The sequence below is a fragment of the Caulobacter sp. S45 genome (assembly GCF_009765965.1).
Taxonomy (GTDB): domain Bacteria; phylum Pseudomonadota; class Alphaproteobacteria; order Caulobacterales; family Caulobacteraceae; genus CAHJWH01.
This window is the reverse complement of sequence record NZ_LMUL01000014.1, coordinates 2,361,037-2,378,781: the sequence shown is the minus strand read 5'-3', so window position 1 is coordinate 2,378,781 and position 17,745 is coordinate 2,361,037. Positions and strand designations below refer to the sequence as shown.

At 68.5% G+C, this 17,745-nt stretch carries 17 protein-coding genes; 9 read left to right on the top strand and 8 right to left on the bottom strand.

Annotated elements, in window-relative coordinates; all coding sequences use genetic code 11:
* Positions 1-205 precede the first annotated feature (205 nt).
* Positions 206-709 (top strand): CarD family transcriptional regulator, encoded by a 504-nt coding sequence (locus tag GSQ87_RS18075; protein ID WP_158916824.1) that lies wholly within the window; start codon positions 206-208, stop codon positions 707-709.
* 202 nt (positions 710-911) lie between these two features.
* Here GSQ87_RS18075 and GSQ87_RS18070 read toward each other — a convergent pair whose 3' ends face one another.
* Entirely contained in the window at positions 912-1,745 is an 834-nt protein-coding gene (locus GSQ87_RS18070) for a WecB/TagA/CpsF family glycosyltransferase (RefSeq protein ID WP_254063073.1), read from the bottom strand.
* A 205-nt stretch (positions 1,746-1,950) separates the two neighbouring features.
* Between GSQ87_RS18070 and GSQ87_RS18065 the strand changes: the two genes are divergently transcribed.
* From GSQ87_RS18065 to GSQ87_RS18055, 3 genes are read left to right on the top strand one after another with little or no spacing between them, the layout of a single operon-like run.
* Complete coding sequence (locus GSQ87_RS18065) at positions 1,951-3,330, top strand: FAD/NAD(P)-binding protein (RefSeq protein WP_158916820.1); 1,380 nt, start codon at positions 1,951-1,953, stop codon at positions 3,328-3,330.
* 39 nt (positions 3,331-3,369) lie between these two features.
* Entirely contained in the window at positions 3,370-4,380 is a 1,011-nt protein-coding gene (locus tag GSQ87_RS18060; protein WP_158916818.1) for a class 1 fructose-bisphosphatase, read from the top strand.
* Between the two features lie 14 nt (positions 4,381-4,394).
* Positions 4,395-5,015 carry a flavin reductase family protein gene (locus GSQ87_RS18055; RefSeq protein WP_158916816.1) on the top strand — a complete coding sequence of 207 codons (621 nt, stop codon included), beginning with the start codon at positions 4,395-4,397 and terminating at the stop codon, positions 5,013-5,015.
* An 88-nt stretch (positions 5,016-5,103) separates the two neighbouring features.
* On the opposite strand, the gene GSQ87_RS18050 is transcribed toward GSQ87_RS18055, so the two are convergent.
* The gene (locus GSQ87_RS18050; protein WP_158916814.1) at positions 5,104-5,829 is read right to left on the bottom strand and encodes a Coq4 family protein; all 726 of its coding nucleotides are present in this window, start codon (positions 5,827-5,829) and stop codon (positions 5,104-5,106) included.
* Positions 5,830-6,085: 256 nt separating this feature from the next.
* Here GSQ87_RS18050 and cysT point away from each other — a divergent pair, with 256 nt between their 5' ends.
* From cysT to GSQ87_RS18035, 3 genes are read left to right on the top strand one after another with little or no spacing between them, the layout of a single operon-like run.
* The gene (cysT, locus tag GSQ87_RS18045; RefSeq protein ID WP_158916812.1) at positions 6,086-6,952 is read left to right on the top strand and encodes a sulfate ABC transporter permease subunit CysT; all 867 of its coding nucleotides are present in this window, start codon (positions 6,086-6,088) and stop codon (positions 6,950-6,952) included.
* 2 nt (positions 6,953-6,954) lie between these two features.
* Entirely contained in the window at positions 6,955-7,800 is an 846-nt protein-coding gene (cysW, locus tag GSQ87_RS18040) for a sulfate ABC transporter permease subunit CysW (RefSeq protein WP_158916810.1), read from the top strand.
* A 56-nt stretch (positions 7,801-7,856) separates the two neighbouring features.
* Positions 7,857-8,921 carry a sulfate/molybdate ABC transporter ATP-binding protein gene (locus GSQ87_RS18035; protein WP_216839472.1) on the top strand — a complete coding sequence of 355 codons (1,065 nt, stop codon included), beginning with the start codon at positions 7,857-7,859 and terminating at the stop codon, positions 8,919-8,921.
* A gap of 3 nt (positions 8,922-8,924) precedes the next feature.
* On the opposite strand, the gene GSQ87_RS18030 is transcribed toward GSQ87_RS18035, so the two are convergent.
* A complete protein-coding gene (locus tag GSQ87_RS18030; protein WP_158916808.1) occupies positions 8,925-9,941 on the bottom strand; it encodes a sulfate ABC transporter substrate-binding protein in 1,017 nt (338 codons plus the stop codon).
* 230 nt (positions 9,942-10,171) lie between these two features.
* Between GSQ87_RS18030 and dusA the strand changes: the two genes are divergently transcribed.
* Complete coding sequence (gene dusA, locus GSQ87_RS18025; RefSeq protein WP_256375895.1) at positions 10,172-11,161, top strand: tRNA dihydrouridine(20/20a) synthase DusA; 990 nt, start codon at positions 10,172-10,174, stop codon at positions 11,159-11,161.
* Positions 11,162-11,297: 136 nt separating this feature from the next.
* On the opposite strand, the gene GSQ87_RS18020 is transcribed toward dusA, so the two are convergent.
* From GSQ87_RS18020 to GSQ87_RS18000, 5 genes are all read right to left on the bottom strand, one after another.
* Positions 11,298-12,185 (bottom strand): DMT family transporter, encoded by an 888-nt coding sequence (locus GSQ87_RS18020; protein WP_158916806.1) that lies wholly within the window; start codon positions 12,183-12,185, stop codon positions 11,298-11,300.
* A 103-nt stretch (positions 12,186-12,288) separates the two neighbouring features.
* Entirely contained in the window at positions 12,289-12,444 is a 156-nt protein-coding gene (locus tag GSQ87_RS18015; protein ID WP_158916804.1) for a DUF3309 family protein, read from the bottom strand.
* A gap of 93 nt (positions 12,445-12,537) precedes the next feature.
* Entirely contained in the window at positions 12,538-14,109 is a 1,572-nt protein-coding gene (locus GSQ87_RS18010; protein WP_158916802.1) for a 2-oxo acid dehydrogenase subunit E2, read from the bottom strand.
* A 3-nt stretch (positions 14,110-14,112) separates the two neighbouring features.
* Positions 14,113-15,126 carry an alpha-ketoacid dehydrogenase subunit beta gene (locus GSQ87_RS18005; RefSeq protein WP_158916800.1) on the bottom strand — a complete coding sequence of 338 codons (1,014 nt, stop codon included), beginning with the start codon at positions 15,124-15,126 and terminating at the stop codon, positions 14,113-14,115.
* 3 nt (positions 15,127-15,129) lie between these two features.
* Complete coding sequence (locus GSQ87_RS18000; protein ID WP_158916798.1) at positions 15,130-16,359, bottom strand: thiamine pyrophosphate-dependent enzyme; 1,230 nt, start codon at positions 16,357-16,359, stop codon at positions 15,130-15,132.
* Positions 16,360-16,651: 292 nt separating this feature from the next.
* Here GSQ87_RS18000 and GSQ87_RS17995 point away from each other — a divergent pair.
* The coding region (locus GSQ87_RS17995; protein ID WP_158917875.1) for an aromatic ring-hydroxylating dioxygenase subunit alpha at positions 16,652-17,745 on the top strand (1,094 nt) is incomplete at its 3' end.

Here is a 17,745-nt window from a genome sequence, read left to right as displayed (position 1 = left end):
AATTCGCGCGCCAACGCCGTCGATTGTCGCAATCCAGCCGTCCGGTCAAGGCGCGCCCGACTTTCCGAAGGGTGTTCTGATTCCCAACGAACCAAAGATCGCATGCTCGCTTGTCGTGGCGGGTAGGTGCGTGTCTTCGGCGTCCGCGGCTCCGGCTCGTCCGTTCCTCCCCCAGGACGGTCGCAAGACGCATGAAGGATGACCTATGACCAAGAGCGCTGATGGTTTCGCCATCTCGGATCACGTGGTGTACCCCGCCCACGGCGTCGGCACGATTCAGGCCGTCGAAACCCAGGAAGTCGCCGGCACTTCGCTCGAAGTCTACGTCATCACCTTCGACCACGAGAAGATGACCCTGCGCGTCCCCACGAAGAAGGCCAAGACCGCGGGCCTGCGCTCGCTGGCCGGCGCCGACGTGGTGACCAAGGCCATGACCACCCTCAAGGGCCGCGCCCGCGTGAAGCGCACCATGTGGAGCCGCCGCGCCCAGGAATACGAAGCCAAGATCAACTCCGGCGACCTGATCTCCATCGCCGAAGTGGTCCGCGACCTGCACCGCGCCGACAACCAGCCGGAACAGTCCTATTCCGAGCGCCAGCTCTACGAATCGGCCCTGGACCGCATGGCCCGCGAAGTCGCCGCCATCGAACAGATCGACCGCGACGCCGCGGTGGGCCTGCTCACCAAGTCCCTGATCAAGGCCGCCTGATTCGTTTCAGTCGGATAGCTCTGTGATTCACGAACGCCGTCCCTTCGGGGCGGCGTTTTCGTTTGGGGGTGTGCGTCCTTCGAGACGCCCCTTCGGGGCTTCTCAGGATGACGAGGCGTAGTTGATTGCGAAAACCTTCGTCATGCTGAGGAGCGGCGCAAGCCGCGTCTCGAAGCACGCACACCGTATCATCCGCCGCTGTTCAGCCCGCTCCACGCCGCGCCGCCCGCACCTTCAAATCCCCCAGCGCCGGCCCGATCAGGCTCCACGGCTCCACGCAATACCGCCGGAAAAGCCGCCTCGGATCGCGTACGAGACGGAACAGCCACTCCAACCCCAGCCGGCCAAGCCAGCGCGGCGCCGGCGTCTGCACCCCGGCCTCGTAGTCGTAGGCCGCGCCCACCGGCAGGATCACACAATTGGGCAGGGCGTCAAAATTGCGCTCGATCCAGGTCTCCTGCAGCGGCATGCCCATGCCGACAAACAGCACGTCCGGCTCGAAGGTGGAGATCTCCTCGGCCACCGCCCCCTCGTCGCCCCGCGCGAAATAGCCGTGCCGCCCGCCGAGCTTCAGCCCCGGCCAGCGGACGTTCAGGGCCGCCATCGCCGCCTCAACCACCCCCGGCGCGCCACCGAGATAGTAGACCCGCCATCCCTGCGCCTGGGCCAAGCTCCAGAACATCTCGCGCCAGTCCAGATAGGTGCAGCGGTGGAACGCCTGCCCCCGCCCATGGACGAACCGCGCCCAGGCCAGCAGCGGCGTCGAATCGACCTCGACGATCTCGGCGCGCGCGTACAGGGCCTGCATCTCGGCGCTGCGTCGGATCAGATAGAGGCTATGCAGGTTGTGGTTGGCCACCACCGCCTTGGCCCGCGCCTCCACCCGGCCGCGGATGAAGTGCATCACCTCTTCGGGCCGCACCAGGTCCATGGCGGCGCCGAGCAGGACGATCCGCTCGTCCCCGCGCAGCTCGATGCGGAAACGGGCCGGGGGGGCGTTATCGGCTAAGGCTTCGTGGGGCTCTGGGCTTGGCACGGACGGCTCGATTCGCAGGGCCGACGTGGCCGCTCGCCCCACCCTGGCGCCGGAGGGTCTAGCAATCGCTAACGACGCTCGCGGCCTTCGCTCGATCCACATTCAACAAAACTTGCAGCCGCCCCAGCCGAACAGCATTTCAGTACGGCGTGAAAGCCGGTTAGCTGTGCGCCGGGATCGCAAGGTCCGGCGGACGGAAGACTTCATGCGCAGACGCCAGACCGTGGCGGTGATCGGGGCGGGCTTCAGCGGCGTGCTCACAGCCCTTCGCCTGCTCGACGCGCCGGACGGCCCTTGCGTGCGCCTGGTGGAGCGGCGCGCGCGGTTCGGCCAGGGCGCGGCCTATTCCACCACCAGCCCCCAGCACCTGCTCAACGTCCGCGCCGCCAATATGAGCGCCCTGCCCGAACAGCCCCTGCACTTTCTGGACTGGCTGGAGCGCAACGGCGTCACCAGCGAGGGCCGCACCTTCGTCACCCGCGCCTGCTATGGCGACTACCTGCAGAGCATGCTGCGCGCCGCCGCGGAGACGGCGAGGGCGGCGGGCCGGCTGATGCTGGAGGCGGACGGCGTCACCGCCCTGCATCGGCGCGGCGAACGGTGGCGGGTGGAGCTGGCCATGGGACGGGGCTTCGAGGCCGACGCCGTGGTGCTCGCGCTCGGCAACCTGCCGCCCCATCCGCCAGCCACCCTGGACCCGGACGCCGCCCATTCGCCGGCCTATGCGGCGGAACCCTGGACGCTCGATCCGGAACAGGCGCCCGAGAATGGGCAGGTCGTGCTGCTCGGCACCGGCCTGACCATGGTGGATGTGGCGTTGAGCCTGTCCCAGGCGCGGCCCGACCTGCAGATGCTGGCCCTGTCGCGCCGGGGCCTGCTGCCACGCCGCCACCTCGGCTCCGGGCCTGCGCCCGAGCCGATGGACAAGCTGGACGGCTCCGTGACCCAGGCGCTGTGTCAGCTCCGCGCCGCCGCCGGCGCGGCGGACGACTGGCGCGCGGTGGTCGACGGGGTGCGCCCGCATGTGCAAGCCATCTGGCGCGACTGGCCCCAGGCGGAGCGTCGTCGCTTCCTGCGTCATGCCCGGCCTTGGTGGGACATCCACCGTCATCGCCTCGCCCCGCCCGTGGCCGAACGCATCGACCACCTGACCGCCAGCGGCGCGTTGCGCACGGCGGCGGGCCGCATCGCGCGGATCACGCCTGCGGACGGAGGCCTGGAAATCCACTGGAACGCGCGGGGCGAGACCGAGCCTCGCCGGACCCGGGCGGCCCTGGTCATCAACTGCACCGGCCCGGGCGGCGACCTGGGCGGGTCGGGCGAGCCCCTGGTGGCCGATCTCGTGCGTCAGGGATTGATCCGCGCCGACGCCTGCCGCCTCGGAGTGGACGTGGATTCCGATTCGCGGCTCGTCGGCGACGGAGGGGCCTGCGACCACCCCACCCTGTTTGCGGTCGGCCCCATCACCCGCGGCGCCTTCTGGGAGGTGACGGCGGTGCCCGATATCCGGGTCCAGGCCGCCGAATGCGCTCGATCGGTGATCGGCGCGCTCGACGCGCTGCAACTCTCCCCGGCGGCCTCCTAAATCTGCTATCCCCGGCCCGTCGCCGTTTCCGGATCCCATATGCCCGCACAATCCGCCCTGACCCATCGCACCCTCGCCGGATATCTGGAGGCGGAAGCCGCCCATGACGGCGGGCTCGCCGCCCTGATCCTGGCGGTGGCCGCCGCCTGCGCCCAGATATCGGGGCTGGTGGCGCGCGGCGCGCTGAGCGGCGTGCTGGGCGTGGCGGGAACCGAGAACGTCCAGGGCGAGACGCAGAAGACCCTCGACGTGCTGGCCAACACCATCCTGATCAAGGCCGCCGACGCCAGCGGCCAGGTCGCCGCCATCGCCTCGGAAGAAGAGGACGACATCCTGGCCTTCCCGGAAGGCGAGCGGCGCGGGCGCCACCTGCTGCTGTTCGACCCCCTCGACGGTTCCAGCAATATCGACGTCAATGTCTCCATCGGCACCATCTTCTCGGTGCTCCCGGCGCCGTCCGCCGCGCATACGGTCACCGCCGCGGATTTCCTCCAGCCCGGCCGCCGTCAGCTCGCCGCCGGCTACGCCCTCTACGGCCCGCAGACCACCCTGGTGCTGACCATCGGCGAAGAGGTCGCGACCTTCACCCTCGATCCGGCGACCGGGCAGTGGCTGGGCACGGACATCGTGCTGAAGGTCTCCCCCTCCACCCGCGAATTCGCCATCAACATGTCCAACCGCCGCCACTGGGCCGAGCCGGTGCGCGCCTATATCGACGACTGCCTCGCCGGCAAGGACGGCGTGCGGGGCAAGGACTTCAACATGCGCTGGATCGCCTCGATGGTGGCCGACGTGCACCGCATCCTCAACCGGGGCGGCGTCTTCCTCTATCCCTGGGACGCGCGCGAGCCCGACCGCGCCGGCAAGCTGCGCCTGATGTACGAGGCCAACCCGCTGGGCCTGATCGTGGAACGGGCCGGCGGCGCGGCCACCGACGCCACCATGCCGATCCTCGATATCCAGCCCACCTCGCTGCACCAGCGAGTGGCGGTGGTGCTGGGCTCGGTCGAAGAGGTGGCGCGGGTCACCGAGGCCCACCGCGCCGCCTGATCCGGGACATGGCCATGACCGAGGACAAGCACATCTACGCCCCGGCCGAGGGGCACGGACTGGCGCACGATCCGTTCAATGCGATCGTCGGCCCGCGTCCGATCGGTTGGGTGTCCACGCTCAGCGCCGAGGGTGTGCGCAACCTCGCGCCCTACAGCTTCTTCAACGCCTTCAACTACAGGCCGCCGATCATCGGGTTCTGCAGTACCGGGGCCAAGAACAGCCTGGCCAACGTGCAGGCGACCGGCGAGTTCGTCTGGAACCTGGCCACCCGCGCCCTAGCCGAGCAAATGAACGTCACCGCCGCGACCGTAGGCCCTGAGGTGGACGAATTCGAACTGGCCGGCCTGATCGCCGCGCCCAGCCTGCGGGTCAAGCCGTCACGCGTGGCCGCGAGCCCGGTGAACTTCGAATGCCGCGTGACGCAGATCCTGCGCCTGAAGACCGCCGCCGGCGACGACGTGGATAGCTGGGTGGTGTTCGGCGAAGTGGTGACCGCCCACATTGACCGGCGCTTCATCAAGGACGGCGTCTACGACACCGCCGCCGCCCACCCGGTGCTGCGCGCCGGCGGCCCCTCGACCTATGTGGAAGTGACGCCCGAGGCGGTGTTCCACATGACCCGCCCGAGATAGGGCGCGGCGAGCGAAACCGCCCACCGTCCACCCTCTCGGAAAACCAGCGCTGCATCGCGTCGAAACGGATCGGCCGCCTGTTGCGGGATCAGCCGCCGAGCGGCGCGTAGCGGCGGGGCTGGGCGATGCGGAGCTCTCGACGCAGCGCCTCCAGCGGACGGTCCAGCAGCGCCTCCCAGTCCTGAGCCGGCAGCCACTGGGTGCGGACGCCATGGCGGTGGGCCTCCAATATGCTGGCGAACACGTCCAAGCGACGAGTGGCCCGCGCAATGCGCAGTCCGCCCAGCAACATGATCAGCAACAGGCCGGGATTGCGGGTCTGGGCGTGGGTAACCGCCAGCACGCAGAGCTCGCCCAGCGGATCGCGGCCGTAGCCGGTCAACACGTGCATCAGGTCGTGCATGTCGCGCATGCGGTCGCGAAACAGCAGGGCGTCGGGCGACAGGTCGGCGATCTCCGGCACAACCGAGGCGTCGGCCAGGCCGGCGGCGCTCAGGCCCTCCTCCGCCATGAAGGCCCGATAGGCGCGGGCGAGCGATCCCGCCGGCGCCGTAGCCAGCGCCGCATCGTCCGAGAGGTAGGCCAGCAGCGATCGCCGCTCGGCCAAGACCTGTGCGCCCTCCGGGGTCTGGGCGAAGCGTTTGAACACCCGCACCCCCGACTTCCCCCGCAGCGCCTTCACCGCCACGAACACCTGAGAGGTGTCCTCGGGATCGCGCAGCAGCCGCAGGACGGCGCGCAACGCCATCAGCGGACGTATCCGGGTGTCGGGAATCCGGGCCTCGGACGCCAGGGCGGGAGCTGAGATCGACATCAAGAGAACATAGGCGCGTCCGCGAGCGGTTTCGAGACTCTGCAATGCAGGCGAAATCTAAAGTCACCGTGATCCGGTGAGATACGCTTCCCGCGCACGGGCGCCGAGCATGCGCCGGGGACATCGCGCCCGAAGCGACCGATGGCGTTGCGCGCCAGATCCAGAGGCAATGAGTTTTCGTAAAGCCCGCCCCATGATTACCGCGTTGACTGCGGCTGCCGCGCGGGTCGTATCGGACGACGTCCAGGAGCCCCTCATGTCCATGGTAGCGTCTAAGCGGCCGCTGCTGGTGGGGACCGGGAAGTTATTCCGCCGCCGTTCCGCCATCCCCGGCCTCGGCGTCACTCTCGGGGTCACGCTCACCGCGCTTTGCCTGATCGTGCTGATCCCCCTGGCGAGCGTCTTCGCGGCGGCGACGCAACTGGGCTTGGGCGGGTTCGTCCGTGCGGCGTTTTCCGCCCGCGCCCTTCATGCCTACGCTCTGTCCTTCACCGCGTCGTTGATCGGGGCGGCGGTCAACAGCGTGTTCGGCCTGCTCACCGCCTGGGCGCTGGTGCGCTACGACTTCCCAGGCCGGGCGATCCTCAACGCCCTGGTCGACCTGCCCTTCGCCCTGCCGACGGCGGTGGCGGGTATCGCGCTGGCCGGGATCTACAGCACGAACGGCTGGATCGGCGCCGTATTGGCGCCGCTGGGGATCAAGGCGGCCTACAACGAGGTCGGGGTCGTGATCGCGCTTACCTTCGTGGGGCTGCCCTTCGTCGTCCGCACCGTCGAACCCGTGCTGCGGGACCTGGCCGCCGATGTCGAGGAGGCGGCGGCGAGCCTCGGCGCCGGGCGGTGGCGCACGATCGCCCGCGTGATCCTGCCTGCGTTGGCCCCGGCCTGGATCACCGGCTTCACCCTCGCCTTCGCCCGGGCGGTCGGGGAATACGGCTCGGTGATCTTCATCGCCGGCAACATGCCCTACCGCACCGAGATCGCGCCCTTGCTGATCACGATCGAGCTGGAGCAATTCGACTACGGCGCCGCCTCGGCGATCGCAGCGGTCATGCTCGTGGTCGCCTTCCTGATGCTGCTCGCGATCAACGCCGTCCAAGCCTGGTCGCGGCGGAGCGTCTGATCATGGCGCGCGCGACGCCCGACGCCTCGCAAGACCCCTTCTGGGCCAAGGCCGCGGTGATCGGCCTGGCGGTGAGCTTTATTGGACTGATGCTGGTCCTGCCGCTGGTCGCCGTCTTCGTCCAGGCCCTGTCGAAGGGGCTCGCCGCGTCGCTGCAGGCGCTGGGCGATCCCGACGCGCTGGCGGCGGTCAGGCTGACCCTGATCGCGGCGGCCCTGGCGGTGCCGGTCAATACGGCGTTCGGATTGTGCGCCAGCTGGGCCATCGCCAAACACGACTTCCCCGGCAAGAGCCTGCTGATCACGCTGATCGACCTGCCCTTCTCCGTTTCACCGGTGGTGGCGGGACTGTCGTACGTGCTGGTGTTCGGGTTGCAGGGCTGGTTCGGCCCCTGGCTTGAGACGCACGGAATCAAGATCATCTTCGCCACCCCCGGGATCGTGCTGGCGACCGTCTTCGTCACCTTCCCATTCATCGCGCGCGAGCTCATCTCGCTGATGCAGGCCCAGGGGACCGACGAGGAAGAGGCCGCCGTCTCGCTCGGCGCCTCGGGTCTCACCATCTTCCGACGCGTCACGGCGCCGAACGTGAGCTGGGGGCTGCTGTACGGCGTGCTGCTGTGCAATGCGCGGGCGATGGGTGAGTTCGGCGCGGTTTCCGTGGTCTCGGGCCATATCCGCGGCGTCACCGACACCATGCCGCTGCATGTGGAAATCCTCTACAACGAGTACGATTTCGTTGGCGCCTTTTCCGTAGCGGCCCTGTTGTGCCTGCTGGCGGTGGCCACGCTGGTGCTGAAGACCGCGCTGGAGCGCTTCCAGCCGCAGGCCGAAAGCCGCGCCCGTTGAACGCGTTTTCGCCCGTCCCCATCGCCTTGGAGACCAAGCCCCTGTCGCCCACTCCGATCCCATCGCCGGTCGCCGTTTCGCTGCACCATGTGGAGAAGCGCTTCGGCCGCTATCCGGCCCTCAACGGCGTCAGCCTCAAGGTCGAACCCGGCGAGCTGCTGGCGTTGCTGGGACCGTCCGGCTCCGGCAAGACCACGCTCCTGCGGCTGATCGCCGGCCTGGACTTTCCCGACACCGGCGAAATCCGCTTCGACGATCGGGATGTGACCTCGACCCATGCCGGACAGCGCGGGGTGGGGTTCGTGTTCCAACAATACGCCCTGTTCCGTCACATGAGCGTGGCGAAGAACATCGCTTTCGGGCTGGACGTGAAACCCAGGCGCGATCGCGCGACGCGCTCGGAGCGGGCGGCTCGGGTCGAGGAACTGCTCGCCCTGGTCGACCTCGAGGGACTGGGCGGCCGCTATCCATCCCAGCTTTCGGGCGGTCAGCGGCAACGGGTGGCGCTCGCCCGGGCCCTGGCGGTCTCGCCCCGCATCCTGCTGCTCGACGAGCCGTTCGGCGCGTTGGACGCCACGGTGCGCAAGAACCTGCGCCGTGAACTGCGCCGCATCCACCATGCCACCGGCGTGACCACGGTCTTCGTCACCCACGACCAGGAGGAGGCGCTCGACCTGGCCGACCGCATCGCCATCCTGAACGACGGCCGGATCGAGCAGCTGGACAGGCCGGGCGAGGTGCTGGACCACCCCGCCTCCGCCTTCGTCGCCGGGTTCGTCGGCCAGGCGAATCAAATCCCCGGCGAGGTGACGGCCGGTGTCTTCCGCGCGCCGGGCGTGGAACTGCCGGCGGCCCACACGCCCGACGGCCCGGCCCTGGCCTTCGTACGTCCGGACCAGCTCGCGCCGGCGACGCCCGACGAACGCGCCCTGGCGGTATGGCTGGAGCGGATCACGCCGCGCGGCCCCGTTCTTTGGCTGGATTGCAGGACGCCGGACGGCGCCACGTTGGAGGCGGCGATCCCGCGCTCGAACGATCCGGCACTTGCCGCCGACGCTCCCATCCAGCTCGCCGCGCGCGGCGGACAGGTCTTTTCCAATTCGCCCACTTCCGGCGGCTGAAGATCAGCGGGGCTTGTATATCCGGTCGAACACGCCGCCATCCACGAACTGCACCGCCTCCACCTTGGGCCAGCCGCCGAAATCGGTGATGTTGGCCATGGCGACCTTCGGGAAGCGCGCGCCCTGCTTGGCCAATACAGATACGTCGCGGGGCCGATAATAGTTCTGGGCGATGATCTCCTGCCCGCGTCGGCTGTAGAGACCGCGCAGATAGGCCTCGGCGACCGTCCGCGTGCCGCGCTGGGCGACGACCTTGTCGACCAGGGCCACCGGCGGCTCCGCCAGGATCGAGAGCGACGGGATCACGATGTCGAACTTGCCCGGCCCCATCTCGTTTTGTGCGAGGAAGGCCTCGTTCTCCCACGCCAGCAGCACGTCTCCCAGTCCACGCTGGGCGAAGGTTATGGTCGATCCCCGCGCGCCGGTGTCCAGCACCGGCACATGGGCGAACAGCTTTTGCAGGTACTCGACCGCAGCATGATCGCCACCATGCTTGAAAGCCCAGGCGTAGGCGGCCATGTAGTTCCACCGCGCGCCGCTGGACGTCTTGGGGTTCGGGGTGATCACCTGGACGCCGGGCTGTAGCAGGTCGCCCCAGTCGCGGATGCGCTTCGGATTTCCCTTTCGCACCAGGAACACGATCGTGGACGTATAGGGGGTGGAGTTTTCCGGCAGGCGCGATTGCCAGTCGGGCGCGAGCAGCTTGGCCTTCTTCGAGATCGCATCGATATCGGCGGATATCCCAAGCGTCACAACGTCGGCTTGCAGGCCATTGATGACCGACAACGCCTGCTTGGCGGAACCGCCATGGCTCTGGCGGATGACGACATCCTGGCCTGTCTTGCGCTTCCAGTCCGCGGCGAACACTGGGTTGTAGGCCTTGTAGAGTTCGCGGGTGGGATCGTAGCTGACGTTCAACAGGGTCGTCGGCGCCACCGCCGCACGGGCCACGCCGACTAGCCCCAGACCCATGATGAGGCCGCCGGAAACCGCGCCTCGGCGGCTAATACTGTTCGACATGGCTTTTCCCTCAACCGCAACTCCACTCAGACGGAGTGACAGCGGATCGGCAAGCGAGAGAATCTTACGAAGGCCGGAGTTCAACTGAGGGGAAAATGGGCGCGGCTTGGCAGGTGTGCGCTCCGCGTACAACGACGTGTCGTAGGGACGCGTAAAACCGGATATTCTACTGCGCACGCGGGTGCGCACCTTCCGATGCAGTGCGTCGACTACACGATAAGGCTATGTAATTGAACGGAAAAATCTTCTCCGTCGCTCCCATGATGGATTGGACGGATCGGCATTGCCGCGCCTTCCACCGGACGCTGACGCGCCGCGCCCTGCTCTATACCGAGATGGTCACCGCCCAGGCGATCCTGCATGGCGACCGCCCGCGCCTGCTGGGGTTCGACCCGGTTGAGCAGCCGGTGGCGTTGCAGCTCGGCGGCAGCGACCCGGCGATGCTGGCGAAGGCCGCGCGGATCGGCGAGGACTATGGCTACGACGAGATCAACCTGAATGTCGGCTGCCCCTCCGACCGGGTGCAGAGCGGCCGCTTCGGCGCCTGCCTGATGCTGGAGCCCCAGCTGGTGGCCGAGAGCATGGCGGCCATGATCGCCGCCGTCTCGGTCCCCGTGACCCTGAAGTGCCGCATCGGGGTGGACGACCAGGACCCGGAAACCAGCCTGTTCACCCTGGTCGACGCCTGCGCGGCGGCAGGGGTGACGACGGTGGCGGTGCATGCGCGCAAGGCGTGGCTGCAAGGACTTAGCCCCAAGGAGAACCGGGACGTCCCACCACTCGACTACCCCCTGGTCTACCGCCTGAAGCGCGAGCGGCCGACCTTGACCGTCATCATCAACGGCGGGATCGCCGACCTCGACCAGACCGAGGCGCATCTGGAGCACGTCGACGGGGTGATGCTGGGCCGCGCCGCCTATCACGACCCCGGCCTGCTGGGCGAGGTGGACCGGCGGCTGTTCGGCGAGGGCGGCGATGTCGATCCGGCGACGGCGGTGGAGGCCTATCGCCCCTATCTGGCCGCGCGACTGGCCGAGGGGATTTCGCTGGCCTCGATGACCCGCCACATGCTCGGCCTGTTCGCCGGCCAGCCGGGAGCGCGGGCCTGGCGGCGGGTGCTGACCACCGGTTCGGTGAAGGCAGGCGCCGGGCTGGAGGTGCTGGACCTGGCGCTGGACCAGTTGGCCCAGGCGGCGACAAGGATCGAAGCGGCGGCCTGAACAGGTCTGCGTGCTTCGAGACGCGCTACGCGCTCCTCAGCATAACGTAGAATTCTACGAGTTTCCCAACATCCGTCATGCTGAGGAGCCCCGCAGAGGCGTCTCGAAGCACGCACGACGGAACCGTCGGGCCTTCTCAAGCCGGCGTCGGCGCGTCCTCGGCGGCCTTGGCGTGGCCGGGCGTGCGCCGTTCGCCCAGCACCACCGTCAGGCTGCCGGCCAGGATCAGCACGCCCCCCGCCGCCGAGAACCAGGTCGGCCGATCGTGGAAGACCGTCAGCCCGATCGCCGATCCCACCAGCGGCTCGACATTGATGAACACGCCCGCAGCCGCGGTGGAGACACGTGGTGCGCCGAGCTGCCAGCACACCGTGGCGACCACGGTCGACAGCAGCCCCTGCCCCACCAGCCCGATCCAGGCGCTGGTCCCCAGGTCCAGCCTCGGCCAGCCGTGCATGAGGATCACCACCGGCGCCAGGATCACCGCCGCGACCACCACCGAGGCGCAGGCGGCGTCGACCGGACCGCCGGGAATCTTGCGAGTGGCGAACAGCCAGCCCAGGAACACCGGCAGCGAGGCGATGCACAGGACCACGCCCAGCACCGTGGCCTGTCCGGGCTTGCCGGCGATCAGCACGGCGCCCAGCGTCGCCGCCGCCACGCCCATCCAAGCCAGCGGTCCGACCTTCTCGCCCATCGCCGCCGCGCTCACCGCGATCAGGGCCGGCATGCCACCGACCAGCAGGGCGGAGACGGTGACGCTGCTGCGCGCCAGCCCCTCGAACTGCACCAGGAACCCCACGGCGTAGGAGACCCCGGCGATGGCGGTCGCCGGGTGCAACAGCAGTCGCCGCGTCTCGGGTCGCCGCAGGATGACAGGGAGAGCGGCTGCCGCCGCCACCAGGAAGCGCAGCAGGATCATGTGCGCGGGATCGGTCGCCGCCAGGGTCATCTTCCCGAACGGCAGACCGAGACCCCAGCACAGGCCGGACGTGAACAGGGCGAGATAGGGCCATAACGACATACAGCGGGACCTGCCCGTGGCGCGCCCCGCTGTCAAAGGTCCATACGAATGGGCCGAAGAAAAGACGCCCGAGGCATGTAAATGCCTCGGGCGCTTGAATACTCTAGATGACGCGCATCAATAGCAAAATGATGACGATGATCAGGACCAGGCCGATACCGCCGCTGGGATAATACCCCCACGACCGGCTGTGACCCCAGCTCGGCAAAGCACCCAATAGGGCCAAAATCAAGATAATAATCAGGATAGTTCCGAGCATGACGGCTGCCTTTGCTTGCGCCGCGATTGGCGACGGAATTCAGTTCGTCTCGTTTGTTGAACGACGAAGATCGACTGAGGTTCCGTAGGCGTCTCAGATCATGAACAGCGTGGCCGGATGCTCCAACAGGCCTTTGAGCACCTGGATGAACTCGGCGGCGTCGTAACCGTCCACCACGCGGTGATCGAACGAGGAGGATAGGTTCATCATCTTGCGCACCACGATCTGGCCGTGACGCACCACCGGCCGCTCGATGATCTTGTTGGGGCCGACGATGGCGACCTCGGGGTGGTTGATCACCGGGGTATGGGCGACGCCGCCCAGCGGCCCCAGGCTGGTCAGGGTGATGGTCGAGCCGGACAGCTCGTCCTTGGTCGCACTCCCCTTGCGGGTCGCCTCGGCCAGGCGACCGATCTCGCTCGCCAGAGCCCAGACGTCCAGCGCCTGGGCATTGCGGATCACCGGCACGATCAGGCCGTTCGGGGTCTGGGTGGCCATGCCCAGGTGCACGGCGCGATAGCGACGCACGATCCCGGCCTCGTCGTCGTAGCGGGCGTTGATCTGGGGGAACTGGGCCAGGGCCTTGGCCAGGCCCAGGATCAGGAACGGCAACACCGTCAGCTTGGGCTGGTCCGGCCGGCGGGTGGCGTTCAAGTGGACGCGCAGGTCCTCCAGCTCGGTGACGTCGCACTCCTCGATATAGGCGAAGTGCGGGATGCGGCGCTTGGCCTCCGACATCTTCTCCGCGATCTTGCGGCGAAGGCCGATGACCTTGACCTCCTCGATCTCGTCGCGAACGGCGGCGCGGGCGGGCGCCGAGCCCTTGGCCAGATGGGCGTCCAGGTCCTCGCGGGTGATGCGGCCCTCCGGACCCGTACTCTTCACCGTCGACAGGTCGACATCGGCCTCGCGGGCGCGGCGGCGGATGGCGGGCGAGGTCAGCGGCCGGTCGGGCTCGCTGCGGAAGAAGGCCGGGGCGTTGGCCGGCGGCGCGGGCCTGACGGGCGCTGCGGAGACGCTCGGCGTGGCGGACGCGTGGCTCTGCGGCGCGCCCTTGCCGGTGGCGAACAGCACCAGCGGCGAACCCACCGCCTGCATCTTGCCGATCTCGCCGTGGGTGGAGACGATCCGGCCGGCGACGGGCGAGGTGATCTCCACCGTCGCCTTGTCGGTCATGATCTCGACCAGAGGCTGATCTTCCTCGACCCTATCGCCGGGCTTGACGTGCCAGGCGACGATCTCGGCCTCGGCGGTGCCTTCGCCCAGGTCCGGCAGGCGGAAGGTGAAGTCGGCCACGTCCGAAATCTCCGCCGAGTGGGCGGGTTCGGCCGGCATGGTCTCCGACGCCTCGCGGGCCTCGACGTTGCGCTGGCCAGCGGGATTGGGAACCGGCGGCGCCTGGGGCTCGGCGACGGCCACATCACCCTCGACCTCGAACTCGAGCAGCGAACCACCGACGGCGAACATCTCGCCCGGTTCGCCCCGGCGCACCGCGACCACGCCGGACACCGGCGAGGTGATCTCCACGGTGGCCTTGTCGGTCATGATATCGACCAGGGCCTGGTCTTCCTCGACCCGGTCGCCGACGGCCACGTGCCAGGCGATGATCTCGGCTTCGGCGGTGCCTTCGCCCAGGTCCGGTAGCCGGAAGGTGAAACGCGACATGGCCTAGCCCTCCATCGCCCGGCGCATGGCCTGGCCGACGCGCTGGGGTCCGGGGAAGTAGTCCCACTCGAAGGCGTGCGGATAGGGCGTGTCCCACCCCGTCACCCGCTCGATCGGCGCCTCCAGGTGGTAGAAGCAGTTCTCCTGCACCAGGGCCGACAGCTCCGCCCCATAGCCCGAGGTCCGGGTCGCCTCGTGCACGATCACGCAGCGGCCGGTCTTCCTCACCGACGCCTCGATGGCCTCGATGTCGACGGGGACCAGGGTGCGTAGGTCGATCACCTCGGCGTCGATCCCGGTCTCGGCGGCCGCCGCCAGCGCCACGTGCACCATCACCCCATAGGCCAGCACGGTCAGGGCCTTGCCTTCGCGGGCGATGGCGGCCTTGCCGAGCGGCACGGTGTAGTAGTCCGCCGGCGTCTCGGCGGCCGGATGGCCGGCCCAGGGCGAGACCGGCTTCTCGTGATGCCCGTCGAAGGGGCCGTTGTAGATGCGCTTGGGCTCCAGGAAGAGCACCGGGTCGTCATCCTGGATCGAGGCGATCAGCAGGCCCTTGGCGTCGTAGGGGTTGGAGGGGATCACCGTCTTCAGGCCCGAGACGTGGGTGAACAGGGCCTCCACGCTCTGGGAGTGGGTGTTGCCCCCGAAGATGCCGCCGCCGTAGGGGCTGCGGATGGTCATCGGCGCGGTGAAGTCGCCGGCCGAGCGGTAGCGGATACGCGCCGCCTCGGAGACCAGCTGGTCGTAGGCCGGGTAGATGTAGTCGGCGAACTGTATCTCCACCACCGGACGCAGGCCGTAGGCGCCCATGCCGATGGCCGCGCCGACGATGCCGCCCTCCGCGATCGGGGCGTCGAAGCAGCGGGTCAGGCCGTGCTTCTTCTGCAACCCGTCGGTGACGCGGAACACGCCCCCGAAGAAGCCCACGTCCTCGCCGAAGATCAGGACGTTGGGGTCCCGCTCCAGCATGTTGTCGAGCGCCGAGTTCAGCGCCTGGATCATATTCATGGCCGGCATGGTTCAGACCCCAGCTTCTTGCTTCTGACGGATCAGGCGCCAGTCCATCTCCTTGAACACGTCCTCGAACATGGTCGCGGTTTCAGGGCGCGACTGGCCGAGCGTGCCGATCTTCTCGGACACCCGGGCGGCGGCCTTGACCTCCTCGACCACCTCGTCGGCCAGGGCGACATGCTGTTCGTTGGACCACTCTCCCAGCCCGATCAGGTGGGCGGCGAGCCGCAACACGGGATCGCCCAGCGGCCACTGGCCCTGTTCATCGGCCGGACGGTAGCGGGCCGGGTCGTCGGAGGTGGAGTGCTGGGCGGCGCGATAGGTGAACAGTTCGATCACGGTCGCGCCCAGGTTGGCGCGCGCCCGGTCCACCGCCCACTGGGTCGCCGCGTGCACGGCCAGGAAGTCGTTGCCGTCGACCCTGAGCGCCGGCAGGCCGTAGCCGACGCCGCGCGCCGCGAAGGTGGTCTGCTCGCCGCCGGCGATGCCGTGGAAAGCGCTGATGGCCCACTGGTTGTTGACGATGTTGAGGATCACCGGCGCGCGATAGACGCTAGCGAAGGTCATGGCGGAGTGGAAATCACCCTCCGCGGTCGCCCCGTCGCCGATCCAGGCCGCCGCGATCTTGTCGTCGCCCTTGTAGGCCGAGGCCATCGCCCAGCCCACCGCCTGCGGATACTGGGTGCCGAGGTTGCCCGAGACGGTGAAGAAGCCGAATTCCTTGGACGAGTACATCACCGGCAGCTGGCGACCTTTGATCGGGTCCGCCGCGTTGGAGTAGATCTGGTTCATCATCGTCGTCAGCGGATAGCCGCGCGTGATCAACAGCCCCTGCTGGCGATAGGTCGGGAAGCACATGTCCTCCCGGCTCAGCACCAGGGCCTGGGCGCAGGCCACCGCCTCCTCGCCGGTGCACTTCATGTAGAAGCTGGTCTTGCCCTGACGCTGGGCGCGATACATCCGGTCGTCGAATGCGCGGGTCAGCATCATCGCCCGCAGGCCCTGGCGTAGGGTCTCGGGGTCCAGGCGGGGGTTCCAGGGACCGACCGCCTTGCCGTCCTGGTCCAGCACCCGGATCAGGCCGTAGGCCAGCTCGCGCATCTTCAGCGCCGGGGTGTCGATCTCCGGCCGCTCCGTCACGCCGGCGGCGGGCAGGTCCATGCCGGTGAAGTCCGGCAGGTCGCCCGGCCGGGTCTGCGGCTCGGGCACGTGGAGCCGGAGCGGTATGCTGTTCTTCATACGTCCACCCTGAAGCCGCAATTCTATGTCGCGGACAAACGACCCCCTCAAACGCAATGGAGGGGATTATCGGCGCACATAACGCCTAAATATGCAAAATGCGATCCCCGATCGCGATAGTTCAGGCAAGAAACTTTCGGTGAGCATGGGCGCGCGCGGGTTGCTCACGGGTTGCGCGTTTCCTCGCTCACTTTGGATGGGGGAGCAGCTTCACGGCTCCGCCCGGCCCTGATCAAACGCGCGACATTCAGGAAAAAGCAGCCAGCCGGAGAAATCTGCTATCCATCCCATCATGCCAGACGGCGATGTCAGACCTGCGACCACGCGCGAACCGAAGACCGTCTTCGGGCGCGGCTTCCTCTACGACCTCTGGTACTTCGTGGACCTGGGCGCGGCGCTGAAGCCGGGCAAGCTCCAGCGCTACGAGGTGCTGGGCCAGCCGATCCTGCTCGGCCGCGACGGCGCGGGCCAGGTCTATGCGCTCCGCGACATCTGCCCCCATCGCGCCGCGCCGCTGTCGGCCGGGAAGCTGGTGGCCGACGCCCAGGGCGCCCAGGCGGTGCAGTGCCCCTACCACGGCTGGACCTTCCGCGCCGGCGACGGCGCCTGCTCGGCCATCCCCTCGCTCGCCGGCGACCAGGAGATGGAGAGCGAGCGCATCCGCGTGCGCGCCTATCCCGTGCGCGAGAGCCAGGGCCTGGTGTTCGTCTACATCTCAGCCGATCCACGCGGCGTCGCCACGCCCGACCATGAGCCGCCCACCTTCGAGGGCGTGGTCGGCGGCGCGCCCAAGATCGTCGAGCGGATGGATTTCGACAGCCACCTGGACCACGCCATCGTCGGGCTGATGGACCCCGCCCACGGCCCGTACGTGCATCAGCAGTGGTGGTGGCGCTCGGCCGCCAAGCAGCTCGACAAGGCCAAGCTGTTCGAGCCGCGCGAATGGGGCTTCGCCATGGCCCGCCATGCGCCTTCCTCCAACAGCCGCGCCTACCGCATCCTCGGCGGCAAGCCCGAGACCGAGATCACCTTCCGTCTGCCGGGCCTGCGCTGGGAGCATGTCCAGGTGGGGCCGCGCCAGGTGCTGGCCCTCACCTGCCTGACGCCGGTGAACGATGCGAAGACGCGCATCACCCAGGTGATCTGGTCCGACCACTGGGCCTTCGCCCTGCTCAAACCCTTCATTCGCGCCGGCGCGCGCCGCTTCCTGCACCAGGACGGCGACATGGTGAACTTGCAGAACCAGGGCCTGCGCTACGACCCGCCGCTGCTGTGGATCGACGACGCCGACAAGCAGGCCAAGTGGTATCAGGCGCTGAAGCGGGAATGGGAAGCCTCGCGCCGCGAAGGCCGCCCGTTCGTCAATCCGGTCGAGGCGACCACGCT

Excerpts from the sequence above, each read along its gene's own strand:
- GSQ87_RS18075 (WP_158916824.1), top strand. The coding sequence starts at position 206 with ATGACCAAGAGCGCTGATGGTTTCGCCATCTCGGATCACGTGGTGTAC.
- GSQ87_RS18065 (WP_158916820.1), top strand. The coding sequence starts at position 1,951 with ATGCGCAGACGCCAGACCGTGGCGGTGATCGGGGCGGGCTTCAGCGGC.
- GSQ87_RS18060 (WP_158916818.1), top strand. The coding sequence starts at position 3,370 with ATGCCCGCACAATCCGCCCTGACCCATCGCACCCTCGCCGGATATCTG.
- GSQ87_RS18055 (WP_158916816.1), top strand. The coding sequence starts at position 4,395 with ATGACCGAGGACAAGCACATCTACGCCCCGGCCGAGGGGCACGGACTG.
- GSQ87_RS18050 (WP_158916814.1), bottom strand. The coding sequence starts at position 5,829 with ATGTCGATCTCAGCTCCCGCCCTGGCGTCCGAGGCCCGGATTCCCGAC.
- cysT (WP_158916812.1), top strand. The coding sequence starts at position 6,086 with ATGTCCATGGTAGCGTCTAAGCGGCCGCTGCTGGTGGGGACCGGGAAG.
- cysW (WP_158916810.1), top strand. The coding sequence starts at position 6,955 with ATGGCGCGCGCGACGCCCGACGCCTCGCAAGACCCCTTCTGGGCCAAG.
- GSQ87_RS18030 (WP_158916808.1), bottom strand. The coding sequence starts at position 9,941 with ATGTCGAACAGTATTAGCCGCCGAGGCGCGGTTTCCGGCGGCCTCATC.
- GSQ87_RS18020 (WP_158916806.1), bottom strand. The coding sequence starts at position 12,185 with ATGTCGTTATGGCCCTATCTCGCCCTGTTCACGTCCGGCCTGTGCTGG.
- GSQ87_RS18015 (WP_158916804.1), bottom strand. The coding sequence starts at position 12,444 with ATGCTCGGAACTATCCTGATTATTATCTTGATTTTGGCCCTATTGGGT.
- GSQ87_RS18010 (WP_158916802.1), bottom strand. The coding sequence starts at position 14,109 with ATGTCGCGTTTCACCTTCCGGCTACCGGACCTGGGCGAAGGCACCGCC.
- GSQ87_RS18005 (WP_158916800.1), bottom strand. The coding sequence starts at position 15,126 with ATGCCGGCCATGAATATGATCCAGGCGCTGAACTCGGCGCTCGACAAC.
- GSQ87_RS18000 (WP_158916798.1), bottom strand. The coding sequence starts at position 16,359 with ATGAAGAACAGCATACCGCTCCGGCTCCACGTGCCCGAGCCGCAGACC.